The sequence below is a fragment of the Streptomyces sp. NPDC051452 genome, from assembly GCF_044454765.1.
Classification (GTDB): domain Bacteria; phylum Actinomycetota; class Actinomycetes; order Streptomycetales; family Streptomycetaceae; genus Streptomyces.
Map to the genome: position 1 here is coordinate 191,916 of NZ_JBITEB010000013.1, position 24,859 is coordinate 216,774.

The following is a 24,859-nucleotide window of genomic DNA, read 5'->3' on the forward strand; positions in this document are numbered from 1 at the left end:
ACGCCCTCACGCTGGGTAGTGAACAAGGGAGTTCACTCACACAGTCGTGCCGAGGAGCACGCGGACGGACGGGGGCAGCGAATGGACGCGGTACGGCTCATCCTCACCAGCAGGCGCGCCCTGGCGGGCGGCGCCGACGCCGCCGAGATGATGGCGGAGGTGTGGCAGGCGCAGGCGCTGGCCCAGGCGATAGGCAGCCGCCTCGCCGTCTCCGGTCCGCCCGAGCTGCGCGGTGAGGCGCTGGGGCTGACCGAGCTGGCCGGCCGGGGCTGCGGTGTGCTCGATCCGCCCGAACTCGACCCGGGGGACCTGCGGGCCGCCCAGCTCACCGCGCTGGACGACGCACGCGAGACCCTGATCTGCCTCGGCGGCCTGCTCGGCGAGGTGGGCATCGCCCTCGTCGGGATGGCCAGCGCCGCGGCCGACGAGACCACGTACTGGCAGTGCATGGAGGCGATCGACGCGGCCGACGAGTCCCGCGACCGCGTCAGGGAGATGCTGCGCAAGCTGGCGGCGCGCGAGGAGATGTTGCCGGAGAACGGCAACGAGAGCAGCCCGTCCGGTGTGTGAGGCCCGGCCTTCGAGGGCGGTCCCCGGCCGAGCCAGGCCGAGCCCGGCTTCCCCGCCGACCGCCGGCTCCTCGGGTATGACGGCCTCCTCGGCCTCCGGCCCGCCCGAGCCGACCGGCCGACGCGGTCCGGCCGACGCGGTCCGGACGACCTCCACCCGCCCGTGGCCGATGCCAACGGCCGGGCGCGCCGGGCGGCTCCGGCGCGGCCGACGGGGCGCGCGGAGTGCAGGATAGGTGTATGGACCTGCGCATCTTCACCGAGCCCCAGCAGGGGGCGAGCTACGACACCCTGCTCACCGTGGCCAAGGCCACCGAAGACCTCGGATTCGACGCCTTCTTCCGTTCCGACCACTACCTCCGCATGGGCGGCGGCACCGGTCTGCCCGGCCCGACGGACGCCTGGATCACGCTGGCCGGTCTCGCCCGTGAGACCAAGCGGATCCGACTGGGCACCCTGATGACCGCCGCCACCTTCCGCCTGCCCGGCGTGCTCGCCATCCAGGTCGCCCAGGTCGACCAGATGTCCGGCGGCCGGGTGGAGCTGGGCCTCGGCGCGGGCTGGTTCGAGGAGGAGCACAAGGCGTACGGCATCCCGTTCCCGAAGGAGAAGTTCGCGCGGCTGGAGGAGCAGCTCGCGATCGTCACCGGGCTGTGGGCCACCGAGGTCGGCAAGACCTTCGACTTCCACGGCACGTTCTACGAGCTGAGCGAATCGCCCGCGCTGCCCAAGCCCGCCCAGAAGAAGGTCCCGGTGCTCATCGGCGGCCACGGCGCGACCCGCACCCCGCGGCTCGCCGCCCGGTACGCGGACGAGTTCAACATCCCCTTCGCCTCGCTGGAGGACAGCGAGCGGCAGTTCGGCCGGGTGCGCGCCGCCGCGCAGGAGGCGGGCCGCGCCGCGGACGACCTGACGTACTCCAACGCACTGGTGGCCTGCGTCGGACGGGACGACCAGGAGGTCGCCCGGCGCGCCGCCGTGATCGGCCGTGAGGTGGAGGAGCTCAAGGCCAACGGCCTGGCCGGTTCCCCGGCGGAGGTCGTCGACAAGATCGGCCGGTACGCCGGGATCGGCTCCCAGCGGATCTATCTCCAGATCCTGGACCTCGACGACCTCGACCACCTGGAGCTGATCTCCTCCGAGGTCCAGTCGCAACTGTCGTAGCAGGCGCCGCCCGCGCCGCCCCTCGGTCCGCGAGAAGCCCCGGACCGAGGGGACTTCGGGGCAGGCCCCCCTGCCGGGGAGCGCCGGTCGCCGTCGCGTGTGGGGAATGTGGACGCCGGGTGCCGGAACTGTGGGCTCCGTCACAGCGCGCATGATCCATGCCTGATCGGATGACCCGGTGCGCAAAGTGCTCCCTCTCGCCCTCATCGGGCTGTTGACCCTGTCGGCCTGCCAGTTCGCCGGCGACGACGGTGCCGCGGCCGACACCCACCGCCTCAACACCATGGAGGCGTTCCCGCTGCACGCCTACCTGCCCGACGAGTCGTCGGCGGCGGGGAAGGCCCTCGGCAAGGCGCAGTGGATCCTCGCCGGCAAGTGCATGGTCCGGCTCGGCTACCCCGGCTTCGCGTCGCTGGACCCGAGGACCGTCGAGTCGACGTACCCGGTCCGGCGGGGAGCCTTCGTGGGCGGCGGCACGGTCGGCGACGACAGCCCGTACGGGGTCGACGACCCGGACCAGGCGGCCGAGCACGGCTACCACAACAGGCAGCGGCAGGACTCCGCCCAGCCCCTGGAGTGGCCCGCCGACCAGTACGTGGCCCTCACCGCCCGGTACGAGACCGGTGACAGCCACCGTTCGCACGGACAGCCCGTCCCCGAGGGCGGCTGCCTGGGCGAGGCGATGCGCAGGCTCTACGGCTCCGGGCCCAGGACGACGAAGGTCAACGGCCTCCGGCTGAGCGGCCCTTACTCGTCGGCCATGGAAATCTGGTACGAGTCCCACAAGAAGGCGCGCAAGGACCCGGGCTGGAAGAAGGCCGACCGCGCGTGGGCGGCCTGTATGAAGGACAAGGGCTACCGCTACGCCGACCCGGACAAGGCGTCGCTCGACACCGCCTGGTTCCGCACCGAGGGGCCGTCCGGCAAGGAGAAGGAGACGGCGGCCGCCGACGCCCGCTGCAAGCTCGACACCGGCTACATCGACACCGTCCACGCCATCGAGGCCGGCGCCCAGAAGGCGGCCATCGTCCGGCGCCGGAAGGACCTGGACGCCGCCCGCGCGGCGAACGAGCGGGCCGTCGACAGCGCCCGGCGCGTCATCGCCGAAGCGTCGTGAACGGGGCGGCCCGGGGCGCGGCCGCCGCGGTGGCCACCGTGACGGCGGCCGCCCTGGTCCTGACCGGCTGCGGTGACCGCCGGTCCGGCGAGCGCGCGGACGGGTCCCGCCCAAACGCCGGTCCCCGGCCCGTCTCCGCCGACCCGCCGTGCCCGTCCGCCCCGTCCCGCCACGCGGCCGACCCGGCCGACGGCCCGTCACGCGCGGGCACCGCCCCCAAGCCCTCCGGGACGCCGCTCCCGCTGCCCGCCGGCACCGCGGCGGCCCAGGACGGTGTGCGGATCGCCGACCTGTCCGGCCGGACGTCCGGCACCGGCGAGGACTGCGCGCTCGGCGGCCTCTCGGCCGGGCTGACGGTCACCAACCACACCGGAACGGCGATGACCTACACGGTCACCCTCGCCCTCGTGTCCGCCGACGGAGGCGCCGTCGACACCCTGGAGCGGACCGTCACCGCGGTCCCACCGGGGCGGACGGTGAGGAACACCGCCGACCTCGGCAGCCCACCCGCGCGGGGTCCGGCCGTGACGAGCGTGGCGATCGAGAAGGTCAGGAGCGTTCCCGCCGACGAGGCCCCCTCCACGAGCGGCACCTGCCCGGCCTCCGGGATCCACCTCGCCGCCGACCGGGGCGACGCCGCCATGGGGCTGCGCGCGGTGAGCCTGCACCTGGAGAACTGCGGCACGCGCGCGTACACCCTGGGCGGCCGCCCCACGTTGCGGGTCCTCGGCACCGACCACGAACCCGTCACCGGCGTGCGCGTCGTGCACGGCGAGGAGGTCGCCACCGGCACGGGTGCCGACGGCAGCCCCCGGCCCCTCACCCTCCGCCCCGGCGAGCGCGCCTACGCCGTCCTTACCTGGCGCGACACCACCACGGACGGCACTCCCGTCAATGCCCCGTACGTGCGCGTGTGGGCCAAGCCGGGGGCACCGCCGGTGACCGTGACCCCGGAACTCGACCTCGGCACGACAGGCCGCCTGGGCGTCGGCCCGTGGAAGAAGGAAGACACCGGACGCTGAGAGGGCACGGCGCATGGCGCCGGAAAACCGTTGGTCAGGGCAGTGCGGGGCCGGGAGACTCGGACACGTGTTCCTGACGATCTCTACGAGCGGCGACGCCGCCAAGCCGGCCACCGACCTGGGCTACCTGCTGCACAAGCACCCCGGTAAGGCGCAGAAGTTCTCCACCTCCTACGGCACCGCCCACGTGTTCTACCCGGAGGCGGACGAACGGCGCTGCACGGCCGCGCTGCTGCTGGAGATCGACACGGTCGCGCTGGTGCGGCGGGGCAAGGGCAAGGGACGTGACGGCGCGCCCGACGCAGCGCTCGCCCAGTACGTCAACGACCGCCCCTATGCCGCCTCCTCGCTGCTCGCGGTCGCCCTGAGCGGCGTGTTCTCCAGCGCCCTGCGCGGGGTGTGCGACGCCCGCCCGGAGCGCGCGTCCACCCCACTGCCCCTGCGCGTCGAGATCCCCGCCCTGCCCGCCCGCGGTGGCACCGGCCTCGTACACCGTCTGTTCGCGCCGCTCGGCTGGACCGTGAGCGCCGAACCGGTCCCGCTGGACACCGAGTTCCCGCACTGGGGCGACTCGCGCTACGTCCGTCTCCTCCTCGAGTCCGGCACGCTGACCCTCGCCGAGGCGCTGCGTCATCTGTACGTCCTGCTGCCGGTCCTCGACGACGCCAAGCACTACTGGGTCTCCGCCGACGAGGTCGACAAGCTGCTGCGGGCCGGCGAGGGCTGGCTGCCCGCGCACCCGGAGCAGCGGCTGATCACCAGCCGGTACCTGTCCCGCCGCTGGTCGCTGACCCGGCAGGCGATGGAGCGACTGGAGCTGGTGCGGCTGGCCGAGACCGACGACAGCGAGGTCGAGGAGATCGACAACGCGGTCGGGGACATCGACGGCGAGACGGACGCGGCGGAGGCGGCGGCCGAGACCGACGGCCGGACACGGTCGCGGGACGCGCGACCGACCGGGACCGGGCCGGCACCGGAGCCGCCGGCGGCCGGGACGGAGGAGACCCCGGCGCCGCTCGCCGTGCGACGCCGGGAGGCGATCATCACCGCCCTCCACGCCGGCGGTGCCACCCGCGTCCTCGATCTCGGCTGCGGACAGGGCCAGTTGGTACAGGCCCTCCTCAAGGACGCGCGGTTCACGGAGATCGTGGGCATGGACGTCTCGATGCGGGCCCTCACCATCGCCGCCCGGCGCATCGGACTGGACCGCATGGGCGAGCGCCAGGCCGCCCGGGTGCGGCTCCTCCAGGGCTCGCTCGCCTACACCGACAACCGGCTCAAGGGCTACGACGCCGCCGTGCTCGCCGAGGTGATCGAACACCTCGACCTGCCCCGGCTGCCCGCCCTGGAGTACGCCGTGTTCGGGCACGCCCGCCCCCGCACGGTCCTCGTGACCACCCCGAACGTCGAGTACAACGTCCGCTGGGAGACGCTCCCCGCCGGGCACGCACGCCACGGCGACCACCGCTTCGAGTGGACCCGCGAGGAGTTCCGCGCCTGGGCGGCGACCGTGGCCGGACGATACGGCTACGAGGTCGCGTTCGCCCCCGTCGGACCGGACGACCCGGAGGTCGGGCCGCCCACCCAGATGGCCGTGTTCGGCCTCGAGAAGGAGACGAAGGCCGCATGACCGAGACCCGCACGGGACGAGCCCTGCCCGTCACCGACCTCTCCCTGGTCGTCCTCGTCGGCGCCTCCGGGTCCGGCAAGTCCACCTTCGCCCGCCGGCACTTCAAGCCCACCGAGGTGATCTCCTCCGACTTCTGCCGGGGCCTGGTCAGCGACGACGAGAACGACCAGGGCGCCACCCGGGACGCCTTCGACGTCCTGCACTACATCGCCGGCAAGCGGCTGGCCGCCGGCCGCCGCACGGTCGTCGACGCCACCAGCGTCCAGCAGGACAGCCGGCGACAGCTGATCGAGCTGGCCAGACGGCACGACGTGCTGCCCATCGCCATCGTGCTGGACGTGCCCGAGGAGGTCTGCGCCGAGCGCAACGCCGCCCGCGCCGACCGCGCCGGTATGCCCCGAAGGGTCATCCAGCGGCACGTCCGCGAACTGCGGCGCTCCCTGCGGCACCTGGAGCGCGAGGGCTTCCGCAAGGTGCACGTGCTGCGCGGGGTGGAGGAGATCGAGACCGCCACCGTCGTCACCGAGAAGCGTTTCAACGACCTCACCCATCTCACCGGCCCCTTCGACATCATCGGCGACGTCCACGGCTGCGCGTCCGAACTGGAGTCGCTGCTGGCCAAGTTGGGCTACGAGGACGGTGTGCACCCACAGGGCCGTACCGCCGTCTTCGTCGGCGACCTGGTCGACCGCGGCCCGGACAGCCCCGGTGTGCTGCGCCGCGTGATGGCGATGGTGAAGTCGGGCGACGCCCTCTGCGTGCCCGGCAACCACGAGAACAAGTACGGCCGTCACCTCAAGGGCCGCAAGGTCCAGCACACCCACGGGCTCGCCGAGACCATCGCCCAGATGGACGGCGAGAGCGAGGAGTTCAGGGCGGAGGTCCGCCGGTTCCTGGACGGCCTGGTCAGCCACTACGTCCTCGACGGCGGCCGGCTCGTCGTCTGCCACGCCGGCCTGCCGGAGAAGTACCACGGCCGCACCTCCGGCCGGGTCCGCTCGCATGCCCTGTACGGCGAAACCACCGGCGAGACCGACGAGTTCGGGCTGCCGGTGCGCTACCCCTGGGCGGAGGAGTACCGGGGCCGCGCGGCCGTGGTCTACGGCCACACCCCCGTCCCGACGGCCGGCTGGCTCAACAACACCATCTGCCTGGACACCGGTGCCGTCTTCGGCGGCAAGCTGACCGCGCTGCGCTGGCCGGAGCGGGAACTGGTCGACGTACCGGCCGAGCGGGTCTGGTACGAGCCGGCCAGGCCGCTGCGTTCCGACGCTCCCGGAGGCCATGACGGACGGCCACTGGACCTGACGGACGTGCACGGCCGCCGGGCGGTGGAGACCCGGTACACGGGCCGGGTGGCCATCCGCGAGGAGAACGCGGCGGCCGCCCTGGAGGTCATGAGCCGCTTCGCGATCGACCCGCGCCTGCTGCCGTACCTGCCGCCGACGATGGCGCCCACGGCCACCTCGGCCGAGGACGGTTACCTGGAACACCCCCGGGAGGCCTTCGCGCAGTACGCGCGGGACGGGGTCGCGCGGGTCGTGTGCGAGGAGAAGCACATGGGCTCCAGGGCCGTTGCCCTGGTCTGCCGGGACGCGCGCGCGGCGCGCGAGGGCTTCGGCGTGCCGGACGGTCCGACGGGTTCGCTGTACACCCGTACCGGCCGGCCCTTCTTCGACGACGGCAGGACGACCGAGGAGATCCTCGAACGCCTTCGCTCGGCGATCGGGGACGCGGGCCTGTGGGATCGCCTCGACACGGACTGGCTGTTGCTGGACGCCGAGCTGATGCCCTGGTCGCTGAAGGCCTCCGGACTGCTGCGCGGCCAGTACGCCGCCGTGGGCGCCGCCTCCGGGGCGGTGTTTCCGGGGGCGCTGGCCGCCCTGGAGACCGCCGCCGCGCGCGGCGCCGACGTGGGCGGCCTGCTGGCCCGGCAGCGCGAACGCGCCGCCGACGCCGCCGCGTTCACCACCGCGTACCGCCGCTACTGCTGGGCCACCGACGGCCTGGACGGCGTCCGGCTCGCCCCGTTCCAGATCCTGGCCGCCCGCGGGCGCAGCCTCGCCACGCTGCCGCACGACGAGCAACTGGGCCTGCTCGACCGCCTGGTGGAGCACGACGGCACCGGCCTGCTCCAGACCACCCGGCGCCTCTACGTCGACACCGGCGACCCGGAGTCGGTGCGCGCGGGTGTCGACTGGTGGCTGGAGATGACCGGCCGGGGCGGCGAGGGCATGGTCGTCAAGCCGGTCGGCGCGCTGGTCCGCGACGCGGACGGGCGGCTGGTCCAGCCCGGGATCAAGTGCCGGGGCCGGGAGTACCTGCGGATCGTCTACGGTCCCGAATACACCCGGCCGGACAACCTCGCCCGGCTGCGGCACCGCTTCCTGAACCACAAGCGGTCGCTCGCCCTGCGTGAGTACGCCCTCGGCCTGGAGGCCCTGGACCGGCTCGCGGAGGGTGAGCCGCTGTGGCGCGTGCACGAGGCGGTCTTCGGGGCGCTGGCGCTGGAGTCGGAGCCGGTGGACCCGCGGCTGTAGGCGCACGCCGGAATCCGGCCGGCACGGAAGGCCCTTGTGTTCCGCACACACGTGTCCATATGGTGGACGGCCGTGCGGCACAAGGGTGTTCGCAGGCCGCGAGGGGGAGTGGTGGACGTGGAGATCAAGAAGGTCGTGGTCCGCGAGGACCAGCGGAGCACCGGCCGTCGCCCGGCGATACTGGAGAAGCGGCCGACCCGCTGAGCATGCGCGTCCACCTGGTCACGATGCCGTGGCACCCGATCGACCTGCCCTCGCTGCAACTGGGCCTGCTCAACAGTCTGCTGCGCCGGACCCGCCCCGGCGACGAGGTGAGCGAGTTCCACGCCTCGCTGCGCTGGGCGGAGTTCCTCCTGGACCGCTCCGACGGCCGGATCGGGCCGGGCGACTACGTGGCCGTCGGCAGCGACGCGATCTTCCACGGCCTGGGCGACTGGGTCTTCTCCGGCGCCCTGTACGACGACCCGGACTGGGGCCTGGCCCGGCTGCGGGACTACGCCGCCGCCCGCGATCTTCCCGTCGAGACCGCGGTGGCGATGCGCCCCCACGCCGCCGACTTCATCGCCCGCTGCGCCGACGAGGTGCTGGCGCAGGGGCCGGACCTGGTCGGATTCACCAGCACCTTCATGCAGAACGTCGCCTCCCTGGCCCTCGCCCGCGAACTGAAGTCGCGCCGCCCGGACCTGGTGGTCGTCTTCGGCGGCAGCAACTGCGAGGGCCCGATGGGCCACGCCCTGCACCGCAACCACCCCTACGTCGACCATGTGGTCCGCGGCGAGGCCGAGTACGCCTTCCCGGCCCTGTTGCGGCATCTGGACGCGGGCACCGCACCGGTGGACGTGCCGGGCCTGTGCTGGTGGGACGGCACGCGGTCCCGGGTCAACGCCGAGACCCGGCGGACCGTGGCGCCCGTCGACATCCCCGCGCCGGACTACGACCAGTGGCAGAGCGCCCTGGACGCCTCCCCGGTGCGGGAGTATGTCCACCCCAAACTGGTGGTGGAGGGCGCCCGGGGCTGCTGGTGGGGCGAGAAGCACCACTGCACCTTCTGTGGTCTGAACGGTTCCGCGATGGCCTTCCGCGCCAAGCCGGGGGAGCGGCTGTGGGCGGAGATCGACCGGCTGGTGCGCCGCCACCGCCTGCTGGACGTCGTCACCGTCGACAACATCATCGACATGGCCTACTTCCGCGACTTCCTGCCCCGCGTCGCCGACAGCGGCTGGGACCTGCGGCTGCACTACGAGGTCAAGTCGAACCTGACCCCTGCGCAGCTCCGACTGCTCGGCGCCGCGGGCACGGTGCACATCCAGCCCGGCATCGAGAGCCTGGGCAGCCGCGTACTGGACCTGATGGACAAGGGCGTCACCGGCGCCCGCAACGTACGCACCCTGCGCGAGTGCGAGAACCACGCGCTGACCTGCTCCTGGAACCTGCTGTACGGCTTCCCGGGCGAGACCGCCGAGGACTACGCGCCCGTCGTCGAGCAACTCCCGGCCCTGGTGCACCTCCAGCCGCCGAGCGGCGCCCACCGGATCCAGCTGGAGCGGTTCAGCCCGCACTTCACCGATCCCGGACTCGGCTTCGGCAAGCGCCGGCCGGCCGAGATGTACCAGCACGTCTACGACCTGCCGGAGGACGAACTCGTCGATCTTGTCTATCTGTTCGACAGCGAGCCCGCGGGCATCACGGGGCCGGCCGAACGGCGGCTCCAGGACGCCGTGGCCCGGTGGCGGGCCGGGCACGCGCGCTCCCGGCTGCTGTTCGAGGACGACGGCGAGGCGCTGCTGGTGCACGACCGGCGGCACGGCCGCCCCCCGGCCACCCACCGCTTCACCGGCTGGCGGGCCGGGGCCCTGCGCCGCCTGGAGGACGGCCGGACCGTGCCCGCGCTGCACCGGCTGCTGACCGCGGACGGCCACGCGCCGACGACGACGGAGCTGCGGGAATGGGTCCAGGACGCCTTCTCGCTGGGCCTGTTGTTCCGCGACGGCCCCACGTACGTGTCGCTGCCGACCTGGGGCGAGCCGGTCCGCCTGGCCGAGGACGCCGGATGAGCGGGCTGCCGGCGACCGTGCCGCACCGGCTCACCGGGCGCCGGGTGGAGGTGACCGAGCCCCTCGACCTCGGCGGACGGGGCCCGGGGACGGCGGAGGCGGTCGGGTTCCTGCGCGAGTGCCAGAGTCTCGGGCTGAGCGTGAGCTGGCGCGCCACGGGCAGCCCGCGTTACGACCTCGGCGCACTGCGCCACCTGCCACCGCCCGACGAACTGCCGTCTGACGCCGACGGGTTGGCCGCCTGGCGGTCCGCGTACGCCTACGGCAGCCTGTACCACCGGCGCGGCCCCGGCTTCGTGACGGTGCTGGACCGCAGGGACGTGGGGACCGCCCTTCGGCTCACCCTCGACCACCCGGCTCTGTGCGGCGTCTTCCTCCGGCTGCTGGAGCCCACGCCCCTGGACGCCCTCGACGCGACCGGGCGGGAGGCCGCCGCCCTGCTCGCCGCCGAGCGGCTGGTCCTGGTCAGCGCCGGCTGGGCGGTCACCCTCCCCCCGCGCATCCGCCGCTGGCCCGTCCCCTGCACCGCGATCTGACGAAGAGGCCCGACTGAAAGGCCCGACGTAAAGGCCCTACGGAAAGGTCCCCCGGAAAGGCCCCTACCCGGCCAGCCGCAGGCGCCGCTCGCACACCCCGACCCGGATCGTCTGCCCCCAGGTCAGCTGGAGCGCGTCCGTCTCGATGCCGTCGCCGAAGGCGATGAGCCGGTCGGACTCGACACTGAGCGTCAGCGCCTCGGCAGCGGCCAGCTCGCCGGCCACCAGACGTGTGCCGGTGACCGGCGAGGGCCAGGCCTCGCGGACGAACCACACCAGCCGGTCCTCGGTGGGGGAGGGCAGCGCGAGCCGGCCGCCCCGCTCCTGCCACACCGAGCGGAGCCAGCCGGTTGCGCCGGTGCCGGTTCCCACCAGCACCCCGGAAGAGGCCTGGGCCTCGGCGACACCCCCGTCGCCGTCGAGGCCCAGGCGGTAACGGGCGGTCTGGTGACCGGGCGCGCCCAGGTAGATCTCGTTGAGCGCCACCAGCCGCTGGGTGTCGTCGGCCACCGCCTCGACCATGGTGAGCTCCTCGCAGGCCGTCCCCGGCGAGGCCAGCAGCCTCGCCGCGTCCCGCGGGCGGTGCCGTACCAGCACCCCGGGGTTGCGGCCGGGGTCGGTGTCGATGCCGATGACCGGCTGCCCCGTCAGGTACTTGGCCACGTTCGCGACCAGCCCGTCCTGCCCGACCACCACGACCAGGTCCTCGGGGGCGAACAGGAACCGCTCCAGGTCCGCCCGCTCGACCCAGGCCTGACGCCAGGTCAGCGGTATCGCGGCGGTCACGTCGGCCAGCGCCCGGCGGGTGCGCCGGTGGCGCTCGGCGACCTCGGCGATGTCCCGGCCCCGCGAGGCGAGGAGGAAGGCGGCCTGGCCGTGCGTGCCGTGCCGGGCCACCAGTTCCTCGTACTCGGTGGTCCGGTGGACCAGCACCGCGCGCGGGGCGAGGCTCACGCCCCCACCTCGCGGGAGCCGCCGCCGAGCTTCGCGAGCAGCCCCGTCAGCACGTCCGGCGAGATGGTCACGCTGTCGATGTTCGGCACGCTCTCGGCCAGCCGCATCCCGGTGAGGGCGTGCAGGACCGCCGCGTCGACCTCGGCGTGCACCCGCAGCCACGCCGCCCGTGCCTCGGCCCGGGCCGCGCCCAGCTCACGGGCCTTCTCGGCCTCGGCGCGGGCGAGCCGTACCGCCTTGGCCGCCTCCGCCTGGGCCAGCCGTTCCATGCGGGCCGCCTCCGCGTCGGCGCGCACGGCGTCCGCGGCCGCCTGCTCCTCGGCCTCGCGCCGTGCGTTCGTGCCCCGCTGCTCGACCAACCGCTCCTCGCGCCGGGCCAGTTCGATGCGGCTGGCCAGCTCGTTCTCGGCGATCGTCCGCTCCCGTTCGACGGCCACGGCCCGCCGTTCGTACGTCGCCCGGTCGGCCTCCTGCTGCACCTGCTCCCGGGCCGGGGTGCGCAGGGCCCGCTCCACCTCGGGTTCCGGGCGGAGGGCGACGACCCGGACGGCGACCACCTCGACGCCGGTGGCCGGCAGCCGGGGTTCCGCGGCCAGACCCGCCGCGAGGCGTTCGCGCACCGCGCCCACCCCGTCGGTCAGCGCGGCCGCGAGCGGCGTACGGGCCAGGACGTCCAGGGCGTGCTCCTGGGCCGTCTCGGTGAGCATGGTGGCGAGCTGCTCCAGCGGGGTGCCGCGCCAGACGCCGGTGTCCGGGTCGATGGAGAAGTCCAGGCGGGTGGCGGCCAGCGCCGGGTCCCCGAGGCGGTAGGTGACCGTCGCCTGCACCGTGACGTCCTGGAAGTCGGCCGTAAGGGCGTGGAAGGTCATGGCCAGCTCGCGGTCGTCCACCGGGACTTCACAGAGCGTGGCGGTCAGCGGGCGGAACCAGAAGCTCAGTCCAAGACCGTCGTGCACGAGCCGTCCGGAGCGGTGGTACCGGATGTGCGCGGTCGGTGTCCCGCGCAGATGGCGCCACCCCGGGCGCCGGGTGATGTCGGCCATGTCGACCCCCTCGTTTTCGTCGTGACGACGATAAGCAGTCGATCTCTTTTCGTCAAGGGGACGAAAACAAGAAGGCGCGGAAACCGCCGAGGGGCGGGTGAACCCCGGTCTCGGTGGTCAGGATGAAGGCATGGGACTGCATGTCGACTCCGAGGCCGGGCGGCTGCGCCGCGTCATACTGCACCGGCCCGATCTCGAGCTCAAAAGGCTCACCCCGAGCAACAAGGACGCCCTTCTCTTCGACGATGTGCTCTGGGTGCGCCGGGCCCGCGCCGAGCACGACGGCTTCGCCGACGTCCTGCGCGACCGCGGTGTGGAGGTCCACCTCTTCGGGGACCTCCTCACCGAGACACTGGAGTGGGCCGAGGCCCGCCGTCTGATCCTGGACCGCGTCTTCGACGAGAAGGAGTACGGCCCCCTCGCCACCGACCACCTGCGCGCCTGCTTCGACCGGATGACCCCGGGCGAGCTGGCCGAGGCCCTGGTCGGCGGGATGACCAAGCGGGAGTTCCTGGAGGGTCACGAGGAGCCGACCTCCGTCCGCTTCCACGTCATGGACCTGGACGACTTCCTGCTCCGCCCGCTGCCCAACCACCTCTTCACCCGGGACACCTCGGCCTGGATCTACGACGGCGTCTCCATCAACGCCATGCGCTGGCCCGCCCGGCAGCGGGAGACCGTGCACTTCGAGGCGATCTACCGCCACCATCCGCTCTTCCGTGACGAAACGTTCCGCGTCTGGTCCCGGGGGCAGGCCGACTACCCCTCCACCATCGAGGGCGGTGACGTCCTGGTGATCGGCGGCGGCGCCGTGCTGATCGGCATGAGCGAGCGCACCACCCCGCAGGCGGTGGAGATGCTGGCGCACAACCTCTTCGCGGCGGGCTCGGCGCGCACGATCGTGGCGCTCGACATGCCCAAGCGGCGGGCCTTCATGCATCTCGACACCGTGATGACCATGGTCGACGGCGACACCTTCACCCAGTACGCGGGGCTCGGCATGCTGCGGTCCTACACCATCGAGCCGGGCGTCGGCGACCGGGAGCTGAAGGTCACCGACCACCCCCCGGAGCACATGCACCGCGCCATCGCCGCCGCACTCGGGCTCGGTGAGATCCGGGTACTGACCGCCACCCAGGACGTGCACGCGGCCGAGCGGGAGCAGTGGGACGACGGCTGCAACGTCCTCGCCGTCGAACCGGGGGTCGTGGTCGCCTACGAGCGCAACGCGACCACCAACACCCATCTGCGCAAACAGGGCATCGAGGTGATCGAGATCCCGGGGAGCGAGCTGGGCCGGGGCAGGGGCGGCCCGCGCTGCATGAGCTGTCCCCTGGAGCGCGAGGCGGTGTGACCGGGCAGGGTGGGGAAGGGTGTGACCGGGCAGGGTGGGAAGGGTGTGACCGGACGGCGGGGGAGGGTGTCGCCGGGACGGGCGGAAGCCCTTCGCATATAAATGTCGACTGTCGTATAGAATTCCAAGGTCCCTGTCCGTCCGTATCCCTGGAGCGCCCCATGGCGACAGTCCCGACCGCCCTAGCCGGCCGCCACTTCCTCAAGGAGCTGGACTTCACCGAGGACGAGTTCCGTGGTCTGGTCGAGCTGGCCGCCGAGCTGAAGGCGGCCAAGCGGGCGGGGACCGAGACGCGCTACCTGGCCGGCCGGAACATCGCGCTGATCTTCGAGAAGACCTCGACGCGCACCCGCTGCGCGTTCGAGGTCGCCGCCGCCGACCAGGGCGCCCACACCACCTATCTGGACCCCGTCGGCTCGCAGATCGGACACAAGGAGTCCGTGCGCGACACGGCACGCGTCCTCGGCCGGATGTTCGACGCCATCGAGTACCGCGGGGACAGCCAGGTCAAGGTCGAGGAGCTGGCAGCCTGTGCCGGCGTACCCGTCTACAACGGCCTCACCGACGACTGGCACCCCACCCAGATGCTCGCCGACGTGCTCACCATGACCGAGCACAGCGCCAAGCCGCTGCGCCAGACCGCCTTCGCCTACCTCGGGGACGCCCGCTTCAACATGGGCAACTCCTACCTAGTCACCGGCGCGCTGCTCGGCATGGACGTACGGATCGTCGCGCCCCGCCGGTACTGGCCCGACGAGGAGGTCGTGGCCCGGGCCCGCAAGCTCGCGGAGGGCAGCGGCGCCGCGGTCACCCTCACGGAGGACATCACCGAGGGTGTCAGGGGGGCCGATTTCGTCGCCACCGACGTCTGGGTCTCGATGGGCGAGCCCAAGGAGGTCTGGGCCGAGCGGATCAAGGACCTCGCGCCCTACGCCGTGACCATGGACGTCCTGGCCGCCACCGCGAACCCGGACGTGAAGTTCCTGCACTGCCTGCCGGCCTTCCACGACCTCGGCACCAAGGTGGGGCAGGAGATCTACGACGCCTACGGTCTGCGGTCCCTGGAGGTGACGGACGAGGTCTTCGAGTCCGCCCACTCCGTGGTCTTCGACGAGGCGGAGAACCGGCTGCACACGATCAAGGCGGTGCTGGTAGCCACACTCGCCTGACCAGCCTTATCCTGACCGGCGGCCCGGAGCCACCCCTTCCGCGGCCGCCGCCGCGCCCTCCTCCCTCACCGCCCGGCCCCGCCCGGATCGAGGGGAACACCCCGTGCCGGGCGCCCCGCACCACCAGAAACGAGCACCACCCGCATGCCCGCTCCCCGCATCAAGTCCCCCCACCTGCTCGTCGCCGAATCGGGCGCCGACCGCGAGGGCCACGGCCTCAGGCGCACCATGGGCCTCTTCCAGCTCATCTGCTTCGGCGTCGGCGCCATCGTCGGCACCGGAATCTTCGTCGGCCTGTCCGACTCCGTCGCCCAAGCCGGTCCCGCCGTCGTCGTCTCCTTCGTGCTGGCCGCGCTGACCTGCGTCTTCACCGCGTTCTCCTTCGCGGAGCTGGGCGGCGCGATCCCGGTCTCCGGCTCCTCGTACTCCTTCGCCTACGCGGGCCTCGGCGAGTCCACCGCGTTCCTGGTCGGCTGGTGCCTGCTGCTGGAGTACGGCGTCTCCGTCTCGGCCGTCGCCGTCGGCTGGAGCCAGTACGTCAACGAACTGCTGCACAGCCTCACCGGCCTGCGGCTGCCCCACGCGCTGTCCGCCGGGCCCGCCGACCACGGCGTCCTGAACCTGCCCGCCGTGATCGTGATCGCCCTGGCCGCCGTGCTGCTGGTGCGCGGAGTGCGCGAGAGCGCCCGGGCGACCGCCGCCATGGCCGCCGTGAAGCTCGTCATCCTGGTCGCCTTCTGCGCCATCGGTTACAGCGCCTTCAAGGACGGCAACCTCACCCCGTTCTCCCCGGCCGGCCTCGGCGGCATCGGCGCCGGCACCACCGCCGCCTTCTTCTCCTACATCGGCTTCGACGCGATCACCACCGCCGGCGAGGAGGCCAAGAACCCGCGCCGGGACGTCCCCGTGGCGATCATGGTCTGCATGGGCCTGGTCACCCTGCTGTACTGCGCGGTCGCCGTCGCCGCGATCGGCGCCGTCGGCGGCGACCGGGTGGCGGACCGCCCGGCCGCCCTGTCCTACGTCGTCAACGAGGTCACCGGCTCCGGCGTCGGCGGCGGGGTCATCGCCTTCGGCGCGGTCGTCGCCATCGCCTCCGTGGTCCTCGCCGTCATGTACGGCCAGACCCGCATCCTGATGTCGATGTCCCGGGACGGCCTGATCCCGCGCGTCTTCGAGAAGGTGTCCCCGAAGACCGCCACGCCGGTCGCCGGCACGCTGATCGTCGCCGGGGTCTTCGCCCTCCCGGCGGCCTTCGCCTCCCTCGACGCCGTGATGAACCTGTGCACCATCGGCACGCTCGCCATCATGGCCGTCGTCAACATCGCGGTCATCGCCCTGCGCCGCCGCGAACCGGGTCTCTCGCGCAGCTTCCGGGTGCCGCTCTACCCCGTGGCCCCGCTGCTCGGCGTCGCCTTCTGCCTCTACCTCGGCTACGAGACCGGCTGGCGGACCTGGCTCCAGTTCGCCGGGTTCCTCGTGGCGGGACTGCTGGTCTACCTCGCCTACGGCCGCCGGCACTCCACGCTGGCCCGCACGGCCCCCGAGGTCACGCCGGACGCCGCTGAGCGGGAACCGCAGGCAGTCTGAACCACACCGCCTTGCCCGACGGGGTGGGGCGGTGACCGCAGGACGAGCTGAGGGCGCGGATCAGCAGCAGACCGCGCCCACCCTCCTGCCAGGGGTCGGGCTCCTCGATCACCGGCCGGGTCAGATGGCCGGGCGGCGCCGGATCCGGGTCGTGCACCTCCACCCGGCAGCCGGTCGGCAGCAGCTCCACGACCAGCTCGATCGGGCCGCGCCCGGCGGTGTGCTCCACCGCGTTGGCCACCAGCTCCGCCGTGAGCAGCTCCGCCGTGTCGTGATCGGCGGCATGCTCGACCTCGGTGAGAGCCGAGCGCACCAGGGCGCGCGCCACCGGCACCGCCGCCGTGGTGTGCGGCAGGGCGATGCGCCAGGAGGCGGATTCCGTGGGGCGTTCGTGCAAGGCGAGTCCGTTCATGGAGCAGGCTGTCCTGCTTTCGACTGTAGGAAATGGTACGGGTCCGGCCACGGGGACCGTCGTCGGGCTTCGACCGGGACCGTCGGCCCCGGTACCGGGCGGCCTACCCGGCCGGACGGCCCGCCTCGCCCCACGGGCCACCTTGTTACCGGGCTGTCGACGTCCGGTGACCGGCCGAGGGCGTGAGCGCCCGGCAGGTCGACGCACGCTTGTCGCGCCCCCGTGACGACAGTCACAAACAGGTGATAACTTCATGGGGTACCACCGTGAGGCACCGACCGCCGCTACGTGACGCACCGCCGCCCTGGGAGGCCGCACGTCATGAGTCCTTTCACCGGATCCGCCGCCCGCACCTCCGACTGGGAACACCTGCGGGTCCAGCTCGCCGACGGCGTGGCCACCGTCACCCTCGCCCGCCCCGACAAGCTCAACGCCCTCACCTTCGGCGCCTACGCCGACCTGCGGGACCTGCTCGCCGAACTCTCCCGGGAGCGCTCGGCGCGCGCCCTGGTGCTGGCCGGAGAGGGCAGGGGCTTCTGCTCCGGCGGCGACGTCGAGGAGATCATCGGCGCCACCCTGGCCATGGACACCGCCCAGCTGCTCGACTTCAACCGGATGACCGGCCAGGTGGTCCGCGCGATCCGCGAATGCCCGTTCCCGGTGATCGCCGCCCTTCACGGGGTCGCGGCGGGCGCGGGCGCCGTGCTCGCCCTCGCGGCCGACTTCCGGGTGGCGGACCCCTCGGCACGCTTCGCCTTCCTCTTCACCCGGGTCGGCCTCTCCGGCGGCGACATGGGCGCGGCCTATCTGCTGCCCCGGGTCGTGGGCCTGGGCCACGCCACCCGGCTGCTCATGCTCGGCGAGCCGGTCCGCGCGCCGGAGGCCGAGCGGATCGGTCTGATCAGCGAGCTGACCGAGGAGGGCCACGCGGACGAGGCGGCCGCCCGGCTGGCCCGCCGCCTGGCCGACGGCCCCGCCCTCGCCCACGCCCAGACGAAGACCCTGCTGACGGCCGAGCTGGACATGCCCCTGTCGGCCGCGATCGAACTGGACGCCTCCACCCAGGCCCTGCTGATGAACGGCGAGGACTACGCGGAGTTCCACGAGGCCTTCACCCACAAGCGCCCGCCCAAGTGGCGGGGGAGGTGAGCCGGGATGGCGACTCCGGCCGCGCCGGCCCGCCCCCGGCGCATCGCGATCATCGGCGGCGGCCCGGGCGGCCTGTACGCGGCGGCACTGCTCAAACGCCTCGACCCGGCCCGTGACATCACCCTGTGGGAACGCAACGCCCCGGACGAGACCTTCGGCTTCGGAGTCGTCCTGTCCGACGAGACGCTCGGCGGCATCGAACACGCCGACCCGGTGGTCTACGAGGCCCTGCGCCGCGACTTCGTCCGCTGGGACGACATCGACATCGTCCACCGCGCCTTCAGCCAGACCTCCTCCGGACACGGTTTCGCCGCCCTCGGCCGGCACCGCCTGCTGGAGATCCTGCACGACCGCTGCCGTTCCCTCGGGGTGGAGCTGCGATTTCGCACCGAGGCACCGCACCCCGACGCCCTCGCCGGGGAGTACGACCTCGTCATCGCCGCCGACGGAGTGCACAGCGCCACCCGCGCGGCCCACGCCGAGGTGTTCCGGCCGCGGATCACCGAACACCGCTGCCGCTACATCTGGCTCGCCGCCGACTTCGCCCTCGACGCCTTCCGCTTCGAGATCGCCGAGACCGAGCACGGCGTGATGCAGCTGCACGGCTACCCGTACGCGGCCGACGCCTCCACCGTCATCGTCGAGATGCGCGAGGAGGTCTGGCGGGCGGCCGGCTTCGACGAGCTCGGGGAACAGGAGTCCGTCGAGCGCTGCGCCAAGGTCTTCTCCGACGCGCTGCGCGGCCGCCCCCTGCGCTCCGGCACCTCCACCTGGACGACCTTCCGCACCGTCGTCAACGACCGCTGGTCGCACGGCAACACCGTCCTCCTCGGGGACGCCGCCCACACCGCCCACTTCTCCATCGGCTCCGGCACCAAACTCGCGGTGGAGGACGCCCTGGCGCTCGCCGCGTGCCTGGAGGAACAGCCCGACGTCCACGCGGCGCTGACGGCCTACGAGGAGGAGCGAAGGCCCGTCGTCGCCTCCACCCAGCGGGCCGCGCGGGCCAGTCTGGAGTGGTTCGAGAACCTGCGGCTGTACGTCGGCCAGCCCGCCCGCCAGTTCGCCTTCAACCTGCTCACCCGCAGCCGCCGCGTCACCCACGACAACCTCCGGCTGCGCGACGCCCGCTTCACCGAGGCCGTGGAACGCGAGTACGGCTGCCCGCCCGGCACCCCGCCGATGTTCACCCCGTTCCGGCTGCGCGGCCTGACCCTGCGCAACCGGGTCGTCGTGTCACCGATGGACATGTACTGCGCCACCGACGGAGTCCCCGGCGACTTCCATCTCGTCCACCTGGGCGCCCGGGCCCTGGGCGGCGCCGGCCTGGTGATGACCGAGATGGTGTGCGTCAGCGAGCGGGGCCGGATCACCCCCGGCTGCGCCGGCCTCTACACCGGCCGGCAGGCCGAGGCGTGGCGCCGCGTCACCGACTTCGTGCACACCCGCGCCCCCGGTACCGCGATCGGCGTGCAGCTCGGGCACTCCGGGCGCAAGGGCTCCACGAGACTGATGTGGGAGGGCATGGACGAACCGCTGCCCGAGGGCAACTGGCCCCTCGTCGCCGCCTCCGCGCTGCCGTACAAACCGGGTGGCCAGGTCCCGCGCGAGCTGTCCCGTGCCCAGCTCACCGATGTCCGCGAGCAGTTCGCGGCGGCCGCCTGGCGCGCCGCCCGGGCCGGCTTCGACCTGCTGGAACTGCACTGCGCCCACGGGTATCTGCTCTCCGGCTTCCTCTCCCCGCTCACCAACCGGCGCACCGACGCCTACGGCGGTTCCCTGGAGAAGCGGCTGCGGTTCCCGCTGGAGGTCTTCGACGCCGTCCGCACGGTGTGGCCGGCCGAGCGGCCGATGACCGTGCGGATCTCGGCCACCGACTGGGCCGAGGGCGGGACGACGGCCGAGGACGCGGTCGAGATCGCCCGCGCCTTCGCCGCGCACGGCGCCGACGCGATCGACGTGTCCACCGGGCAGGTGGTGGCCGAGGAGCGGCCGGAGTTCGGACGCTCCTACCAGACGCCGTTCGCCGACCGGATCCGGCACGAGGTGGGCGTCCCGGTGCTCGCGGTCGGCGCCATCTCGTCCTGGGACGACGTCAACTCCCTGCTGCTGGCCGGGCGTACGGACCTGTGCGCGCTGGCCCGACCGCATCTGTACGACCCGCACTGGACCCTGCACGCGGCGGCCGAGCAGGGTTACGAAGGGCCCGGCGTCGTCTGGCCCGCGCCCTACCGCGCCGGCAGCCGGCCCCCGCGGACCGGCCGCACCGACGCACCGCGCCCCCGGCTGTCGCTCGACCGCTGAGGGCACGGCCCCCGCCCCGGCTCACACGCCGGCGAACTGCGCCCCCGCGTCCCTTAGCCGTGCGTGCAGCCCGCGGAACACCTCCGCCGAGCGCAGGCCCGGCCAGTTCGCCGGCAGCAGCGGGGCGGGCAGGCCCGGATCGGTGTAGGGCAGGTGGCGCCAGGAGTCCAGGACGAGGAGGTAGTCGCGGTAAGCCTCCTCGGGTGGGGTGTCCGTCCGCCGTTCCCAGGCGTGCAGCACCGGAGCGTGCGCGTCGAGGAACCGCTCGTGCTCCTTGGCGATCGCGGACAGGTCCCACCAGCGGGCGACCGCCTCGGCCGTCGGCGCGAACCCCAGGTGCTCACCGCGGAAGAAGTCCACGTACGGCTCCAGGTGCAGCCGGGTCAGCGTGTGCCGGGTCTCCTCGTACAGCCGGGCCGGGGCGATCCACACACCGGGAGTCGCCGTGCCGAAGCCCAGGGCCGTCAGCCGGGACCGCAGCACGTGCCGCTTCTGCCGCTCCGACTCCGGGACGGAGAAGACCGCCAGCACCCAGCCCTCGTCCTGCGGGGGCGTCGTCGCGTACACCCGGCGATCGCCGTCGTCCAGCAACTGGCGTGCCTCGGCGGAGAGTTCGTAGCCCGCCGCGCCGGACTCGGTGCGCGCCGGCCGCAGCAGGCCGCGCCGTTTGAGCCGGGACACCGAGGAGCGCACGGACGGCGCGTCCACTCCGACCGCGGCCAACAGCCGGATCAGCTCGGCGACCGGCAGCGGGCCGGGCATGAAGCGGCCGTACGCGCCGTAGAGCGTGACGATGAGGGACCTGGGGGCGTGCTGCTCGGACACGTTGATCATTTTAGGCCGTCGGCCTCACTGCCGGTCACCCTCGGTGCGCAGCCGGAACCGCTGAAGCTTTCCGGTGGCCGTGCGGGGGAGCGCGTCCAGGAAGACGAACGCGCGCGGGCACTTGTAGGGAGCCAGTTCACCGGTGAGGAAGACACGCAGCGCCTCCGGGTCGCGCGGGGCCCCCTCGCGCAGCACCGTGTACGCCACCGCCACCTGGCCGCGGCCCTCGTCGGGGCGGCCCACGACCGCAGTCTCCACCACGTCCGGGTGGCGCAGCAGCGCGTCCTCCACCTCCGGTCCGGCGATGTTGTACCCGGCGGAGATGATCATGTCGTCGGCGCGGGCCACATAGCGGAAGTGGCCGTCGCTCTCGCGCACATAGGTGTCGCCGGTGATGTTCCAGCCGCCGCGCACGTACTCGCGCTGGCGCGGGTCGGCGAGGTAACGGCAGCCGACCGGGCCGCGCACGGCCAGCAGCCCGGGCTCGCCGTCGGCCACCGGTTCACCGGCGCCGTTCTGTATCCGCGCCTGCCAGCCCGGTACCGGCACGCCCGTCGTACCGGGCCTGATGTGCTCGTCGGCGGCGGCGATGAAGATGTGCAGCAGCTCGGTCGCGCCGATGCCGTTGATGATGCGTATGCCCGTGCGCTCGTGCCAGGCCCGCCAGGTGGCCGCCGACAGGTTCTCGCCGGCCGACACACAGCGGCGCAGCGACGACACGTCGTGCCCGTCCAGCGCGCTCAGCATGGCGCGGTACGCGGTCGGCGCGGTGAACAGCACCGAGACGCGGTGCTCGGCGATCGCGGGCAGCAGCCGACGGGGGCCGGCCTGTTCCAGGAGCAGGGTGCTGGCACCGGCCCGCATCGGGAAGACGACCAGACCGCCGAGGCCGAAGGTGAAGCCGAGCGGCGGACTGCCGGTGAAGACGTCGTCCGCGCGGGGGCGCAGCACGTGCCGCGAGAACGTGTCCGCCGTCGCCAGCACGTCCCGGTGGAAGTGCATACACCCTTTCGGGCGACCCGTGGTGCCGGAGGTGAACGCGATCAGGGCCACGTCGTCCGCCGCGGTGTCGACGGCCGGGTACGGGGTGCCGGGCGCCGGGCGGCGCAGCAGGTCGTCGGACTCGTCACCGCCGTACGTCGTGATCCGCAGCCCGGGCGCCGCCGCCTTCGCCAGGTCCGCCACCGCCCTGACGTCGCACAGCGCGTGCCCTATCCGGGCCAGCCCGCAGATCGTCGCCAGCTCGTGCGGGCGCTGCTGGGCCAGCACGGTGACGGCCACCGCGCCCGCCTTCAGCACGGCCAGCCAGCACGCGGCGAGCCAGGGTGTGGTGGGGCCGCGCAGCAGGACCCGGTTGCCGGGGACCACGCCCAGCTCGCCGGTGAGGACGTGCGCGATCCGGTCGACGTGCCCGCGCAGCTCGCCGTAGGTCCAGGTGGGTCCGTCCGCGGTGTGGAAGACCGGGCGGTCCGGGGCGCCCCCGGCCAGCAGCTCGGCGGCGCAGTTCAGCCGGTCGGGGTAGCGCAGCTCGGGCAGGTCGAAGCGCAGCTCGGGCCATTCGTGGGGCGGGGGCAGGTGATCGCGCGCGAAGGTGTCGACGTGGGCCGAGAGGTGCATGGCGGTTCGCCCCCTTGCCGTGACGAAGCGTCGGGACGGGCGTCGTGGTGGCACCGGCGTCCTGGTGGGATCGCGGTTTGAGCGTATCGTGTTGGTGACGGCAGTCAACCTTCCGCGATAACGTCGGAACGTGCCGGGCGGAGCCGCGGTGGCCCGCCGCGTGAGGCGACGGGGAAGAGCCGTGGTGGCCCGCCCCGGAGGGAGGACCGGCAGTGCCCGCATTCTCACTCGGACCCGAGCGGACCGCCTGGTGTGCCGAGCTGCGCACCCTCGGCGCCGAGCGACTTCGCCCGCTCGCCGACAAGGGCGAACCAGGCCGCGTCAACCGGCCGCTCCTCGCGGAACTCGGCCGACTCGGACTGCTGGGGCGGCTTTTCGCCTCCGGCGCGCTCGATCTGTGCCTGATGCGCGAGTCCCTCGCCCGGACCTGTACCGAGGCCGAGACCGCCCTCGCCCTGCAGGGCCTGGGCGCGCACCCGGTGCACGCCCACGGCACCCTCGCGCAGCGCGAGCGCTGGCTGCCGCGCGTCGTCGACGGCGGCGCCGTCGCCGCCTTCGCGCTGAGCGAGCCCGGAGCCGGCTCGGACGCGGCGGCGCTGTCCCTGGCCGCCGAGCCGGACGGCGGGGGCTGGCGGCTCACCGGCGCCAAGTGCTGGATCTCCAACGCCCCCGAGGCCGACTTCTACACCGTCTTCGCCCGCACCGGGCCCGGCGCCGGAGCGCGCGGCGTGACCGCCTTCCTGGTCCCCGCCGACCGGCCCGGCCTCACCGGCGGCGCACTGGAGATGATCTCGCCGCACCCCATCGGCGCCCTCGACTTCGACGCCGTACCCGTCACCCCCGACGACGTACTCGGTGAGACCGGCCGCGGCTTCGCGGTCGCCATGGGCACCCTCAACCTCTTCCGGCCCAGCGTCGGCGCCTTCGCGGTGGGCATGGCCCAGGCCGCCCTCGACGCCACCCTCGACCACACCCGCCGGCGCGAGGCGTTCGGCGGCAGGCTGATGGACCTCCAGACGGTCTCCCACCAGGTCGCCGAGATGGCGCTGCGCACGGAGGCGGCCCGGCTGATGGTGTACGCGGCGGCGACGGCCTACGACGAGGGCGCCGCCGGGGTGCCGGCCCGCGCCGCGATGGCCAAGCTGCTCGCCACCGAGACCGCGCAGTACGTCGTCGACACCGCCGTCCAACTGCACGGGGCCCGCGCCCTGCGCCGCGGCCACCTCCTCGAACACCTCTACCGCGAGGTGCGCGCGCCGCGCATCTACGAGGGCGCGAGCGATGTCCAACGGGGCATCATCGCCAAGGAGTTGTACGCCGGCACGCGCGACCTGGAGGCCCCGTGACGACCGAGCGCGTCAACCCGCCCGAACTCTCCCCGCCCCGGGGCTTCTCCCACGCCGTGGTCGCCACCGGCTCCCGCGTGGTGTTCCTCGCCGGTCAGACCGCCCTGGACACGGACGGCAAGGTCACCGGCGACACGCTCCCCGAGCAGTTCGAGAAGGCGCTCGGCAACCTCCTCGACGCGCTGCGCGCGGCCGGCGGCACCCCCGCCGACCTCGCCCGGGTCACCGTCTACGCCACGGACGTGGCCGACTACCGGGCCCAGGCCGGCCGGCTCGGAGGCGTCTGGCGGGACCTGGCGGGCCGCGACTACCCGGCGATGGCGGTCGTCCAGGTCGTACGGCTGTGGGACGAGCGGGCACTGGTGGAGCTGGACGGGTTCGCCGTACTGCCCTGAGTGCGTGGGCGGTGCGCCGTGCCGGGTGGCCGGGGGACGCGCCACCGATGGGGTGACGGTCACGGGTAC

20 protein-coding genes are annotated in these 24,859 nt (G+C 73.3%); 15 read left to right on the forward strand and 5 right to left on the reverse strand.

Translation table 11 applies throughout. From position 1 onward, the window contains the following. The first annotated feature begins 81 nt into the window (after positions 1-81). The 8 genes from ACIBA9_RS27440 to ACIBA9_RS27475 all read left to right on the forward strand — a co-directional run bounded on the left by ACIBA9_RS27440 (position 82) and on the right by ACIBA9_RS27475 (position 10,632). Positions 82-570 carry a DUF6099 family protein gene (locus tag ACIBA9_RS27440; RefSeq protein WP_393899886.1) on the forward strand — a complete coding sequence of 163 codons (489 nt, stop codon included), beginning with the start codon at positions 82-84 and terminating at the stop codon, positions 568-570. A 239-nt stretch (positions 571-809) separates the two neighbouring features. Further along, positions 810-1,733: an LLM class F420-dependent oxidoreductase gene (locus ACIBA9_RS27445; RefSeq protein ID WP_399367004.1), complete on the forward strand. Its 924-nt coding sequence runs from the start codon at positions 810-812 to the stop codon at positions 1,731-1,733. A 178-nt stretch (positions 1,734-1,911) separates the two neighbouring features. Next, positions 1,912-2,850, forward strand: a complete 939-nt coding sequence (locus ACIBA9_RS27450; RefSeq protein ID WP_399367006.1) for a hypothetical protein — start codon at positions 1,912-1,914, stop codon at positions 2,848-2,850. Beyond that, positions 2,847-3,872 (forward strand): DUF4232 domain-containing protein, encoded by a 1,026-nt coding sequence (locus tag ACIBA9_RS27455; protein WP_399367008.1) that lies wholly within the window; start codon positions 2,847-2,849, stop codon positions 3,870-3,872. Before ACIBA9_RS27450 ends, ACIBA9_RS27455 begins: the two co-directional genes overlap by 4 nt. Positions 3,873-3,939: 67 nt before the next feature. Next, entirely contained in the window at positions 3,940-5,502 is a 1,563-nt protein-coding gene (locus ACIBA9_RS27460; protein WP_399367010.1) for a 3' terminal RNA ribose 2'-O-methyltransferase Hen1, read from the forward strand. Continuing rightward, positions 5,499-8,042: a polynucleotide kinase-phosphatase gene (locus tag ACIBA9_RS27465; RefSeq protein WP_399367012.1), complete on the forward strand. Its 2,544-nt coding sequence runs from the start codon at positions 5,499-5,501 to the stop codon at positions 8,040-8,042. The genes ACIBA9_RS27460 and ACIBA9_RS27465 overlap by 4 nt, the downstream gene beginning before the upstream one ends. A gap of 206 nt (positions 8,043-8,248) precedes the next feature. Continuing rightward, positions 8,249-10,096 carry a RiPP maturation radical SAM C-methyltransferase gene (locus ACIBA9_RS27470; RefSeq protein ID WP_399367014.1) on the forward strand — a complete coding sequence of 616 codons (1,848 nt, stop codon included), beginning with the start codon at positions 8,249-8,251 and terminating at the stop codon, positions 10,094-10,096. Then, positions 10,093-10,632 carry a DUF5825 family protein gene (locus ACIBA9_RS27475; protein ID WP_399367016.1) on the forward strand — a complete coding sequence of 180 codons (540 nt, stop codon included), beginning with the start codon at positions 10,093-10,095 and terminating at the stop codon, positions 10,630-10,632. Before ACIBA9_RS27470 ends, ACIBA9_RS27475 begins: the two co-directional genes overlap by 4 nt. A 63-nt stretch (positions 10,633-10,695) precedes the next feature. Here the strand turns inward: ACIBA9_RS27475 and ACIBA9_RS27480 are convergent, their stop codons facing one another. Continuing rightward, a complete protein-coding gene (locus ACIBA9_RS27480) occupies positions 10,696-11,586 on the reverse strand; it encodes a hypothetical protein (RefSeq protein ID WP_399367018.1) in 891 nt (296 codons plus the stop codon). Beyond that, entirely contained in the window at positions 11,583-12,629 is a 1,047-nt protein-coding gene (locus tag ACIBA9_RS27485) for an SPFH domain-containing protein (protein WP_399367020.1), read from the reverse strand. The genes ACIBA9_RS27480 and ACIBA9_RS27485 overlap by 4 nt, the downstream gene beginning before the upstream one ends. A gap of 130 nt (positions 12,630-12,759) precedes the next feature. Between ACIBA9_RS27485 and ACIBA9_RS27490 the strand changes: the two genes are divergently transcribed. From ACIBA9_RS27490 to ACIBA9_RS27500, 3 genes are all read left to right on the forward strand, one after another. After that, positions 12,760-13,983, forward strand: coding sequence for an arginine deiminase (locus ACIBA9_RS27490; RefSeq protein ID WP_362157898.1), 1,224 nt, complete (start codon positions 12,760-12,762; stop codon positions 13,981-13,983). A gap of 161 nt (positions 13,984-14,144) precedes the next feature. Next, a complete protein-coding gene (argF, locus tag ACIBA9_RS27495) occupies positions 14,145-15,152 on the forward strand; it encodes an ornithine carbamoyltransferase (protein WP_399367022.1) in 1,008 nt (335 codons plus the stop codon). A gap of 144 nt (positions 15,153-15,296) precedes the next feature. After that, entirely contained in the window at positions 15,297-16,742 is a 1,446-nt protein-coding gene (locus ACIBA9_RS27500; RefSeq protein WP_399367024.1) for an amino acid permease, read from the forward strand. Here ACIBA9_RS27500 and ACIBA9_RS27505 read toward each other — a convergent pair. Continuing rightward, on the reverse strand, positions 16,702-17,154 hold the full coding sequence (locus ACIBA9_RS27505; protein ID WP_362157906.1) for an ATP-binding protein: 453 nt from the start codon (positions 17,152-17,154) through the stop codon (positions 16,702-16,704). The two genes, ACIBA9_RS27500 and ACIBA9_RS27505, sit on opposite strands and share 41 nt — an antisense overlap. Before the next feature lie 321 nt (positions 17,155-17,475). Here ACIBA9_RS27505 and ACIBA9_RS27510 point away from each other — a divergent pair, with 321 nt between their 5' ends. Next, positions 17,476-18,303 (forward strand): enoyl-CoA hydratase family protein, encoded by an 828-nt coding sequence (locus tag ACIBA9_RS27510; RefSeq protein ID WP_399367026.1) that lies wholly within the window; start codon positions 17,476-17,478, stop codon positions 18,301-18,303. Between the two features lie 6 nt (positions 18,304-18,309). After that, positions 18,310-20,607, forward strand: coding sequence for a bifunctional salicylyl-CoA 5-hydroxylase/oxidoreductase (locus ACIBA9_RS27515; protein WP_399367028.1), 2,298 nt, complete (start codon positions 18,310-18,312; stop codon positions 20,605-20,607). 21 nt (positions 20,608-20,628) lie between these two features. Here the strand turns inward: ACIBA9_RS27515 and ACIBA9_RS27520 are convergent, their stop codons facing one another. Continuing rightward, positions 20,629-21,441 (reverse strand): PaaX family transcriptional regulator C-terminal domain-containing protein, encoded by an 813-nt coding sequence (locus ACIBA9_RS27520; protein WP_399367030.1) that lies wholly within the window; start codon positions 21,439-21,441, stop codon positions 20,629-20,631. A gap of 15 nt (positions 21,442-21,456) precedes the next feature. Further along, on the reverse strand, positions 21,457-23,049 hold the full coding sequence (locus tag ACIBA9_RS27525) for an AMP-binding protein (RefSeq protein ID WP_399367032.1): 1,593 nt from the start codon (positions 23,047-23,049) through the stop codon (positions 21,457-21,459). Positions 23,050-23,261: 212 nt separating this feature from the next. Here ACIBA9_RS27525 and ACIBA9_RS27530 point away from each other — a divergent pair, with 212 nt between their 5' ends. Both ACIBA9_RS27530 and ACIBA9_RS27535 read left to right on the forward strand, forming a co-directional pair. Further along, positions 23,262-24,395 carry an acyl-CoA dehydrogenase family protein gene (locus tag ACIBA9_RS27530; RefSeq protein WP_399367034.1) on the forward strand — a complete coding sequence of 378 codons (1,134 nt, stop codon included), beginning with the start codon at positions 23,262-23,264 and terminating at the stop codon, positions 24,393-24,395. Further along, positions 24,392-24,790 (forward strand): RidA family protein, encoded by a 399-nt coding sequence (locus ACIBA9_RS27535; RefSeq protein WP_399367036.1) that lies wholly within the window; start codon positions 24,392-24,394, stop codon positions 24,788-24,790. Before ACIBA9_RS27530 ends, ACIBA9_RS27535 begins: the two co-directional genes overlap by 4 nt. Positions 24,791-24,859 lie beyond the last annotated feature (69 nt).

Bases quoted from the DNA above. Each gene is read 5' to 3' on its own strand.
- ACIBA9_RS27440 (WP_393899886.1), top strand. From the start codon at position 82: ATGGACGCGGTACGGCTCATCCTCACCAGCAGGCGCGCCCTGGCGGGC.
- ACIBA9_RS27445 (WP_399367004.1), top strand. From the start codon at position 810: ATGGACCTGCGCATCTTCACCGAGCCCCAGCAGGGGGCGAGCTACGAC.
- ACIBA9_RS27465 (WP_399367012.1), top strand. From the start codon at position 5,499: ATGACCGAGACCCGCACGGGACGAGCCCTGCCCGTCACCGACCTCTCC.
- ACIBA9_RS27470 (WP_399367014.1), top strand. From the start codon at position 8,249: ATGCGCGTCCACCTGGTCACGATGCCGTGGCACCCGATCGACCTGCCC.
- ACIBA9_RS27475 (WP_399367016.1), top strand. From the start codon at position 10,093: ATGAGCGGGCTGCCGGCGACCGTGCCGCACCGGCTCACCGGGCGCCGG.
- ACIBA9_RS27485 (WP_399367020.1), bottom strand. From the start codon at position 12,629: ATGGCCGACATCACCCGGCGCCCGGGGTGGCGCCATCTGCGCGGGACA.
- ACIBA9_RS27490 (WP_362157898.1), top strand. From the start codon at position 12,760: ATGGGACTGCATGTCGACTCCGAGGCCGGGCGGCTGCGCCGCGTCATA.
- argF (WP_399367022.1), top strand. From the start codon at position 14,145: ATGGCGACAGTCCCGACCGCCCTAGCCGGCCGCCACTTCCTCAAGGAG.
- ACIBA9_RS27500 (WP_399367024.1), top strand. From the start codon at position 15,297: ATGCCCGCTCCCCGCATCAAGTCCCCCCACCTGCTCGTCGCCGAATCG.
- ACIBA9_RS27505 (WP_362157906.1), bottom strand. From the start codon at position 17,154: ATGAACGGACTCGCCTTGCACGAACGCCCCACGGAATCCGCCTCCTGG.
- ACIBA9_RS27510 (WP_399367026.1), top strand. From the start codon at position 17,476: ATGAGTCCTTTCACCGGATCCGCCGCCCGCACCTCCGACTGGGAACAC.
- ACIBA9_RS27515 (WP_399367028.1), top strand. From the start codon at position 18,310: ATGGCGACTCCGGCCGCGCCGGCCCGCCCCCGGCGCATCGCGATCATC.
- ACIBA9_RS27520 (WP_399367030.1), bottom strand. From the start codon at position 21,441: ATGATCAACGTGTCCGAGCAGCACGCCCCCAGGTCCCTCATCGTCACG.
- ACIBA9_RS27525 (WP_399367032.1), bottom strand. From the start codon at position 23,049: ATGCACCTCTCGGCCCACGTCGACACCTTCGCGCGCGATCACCTGCCC.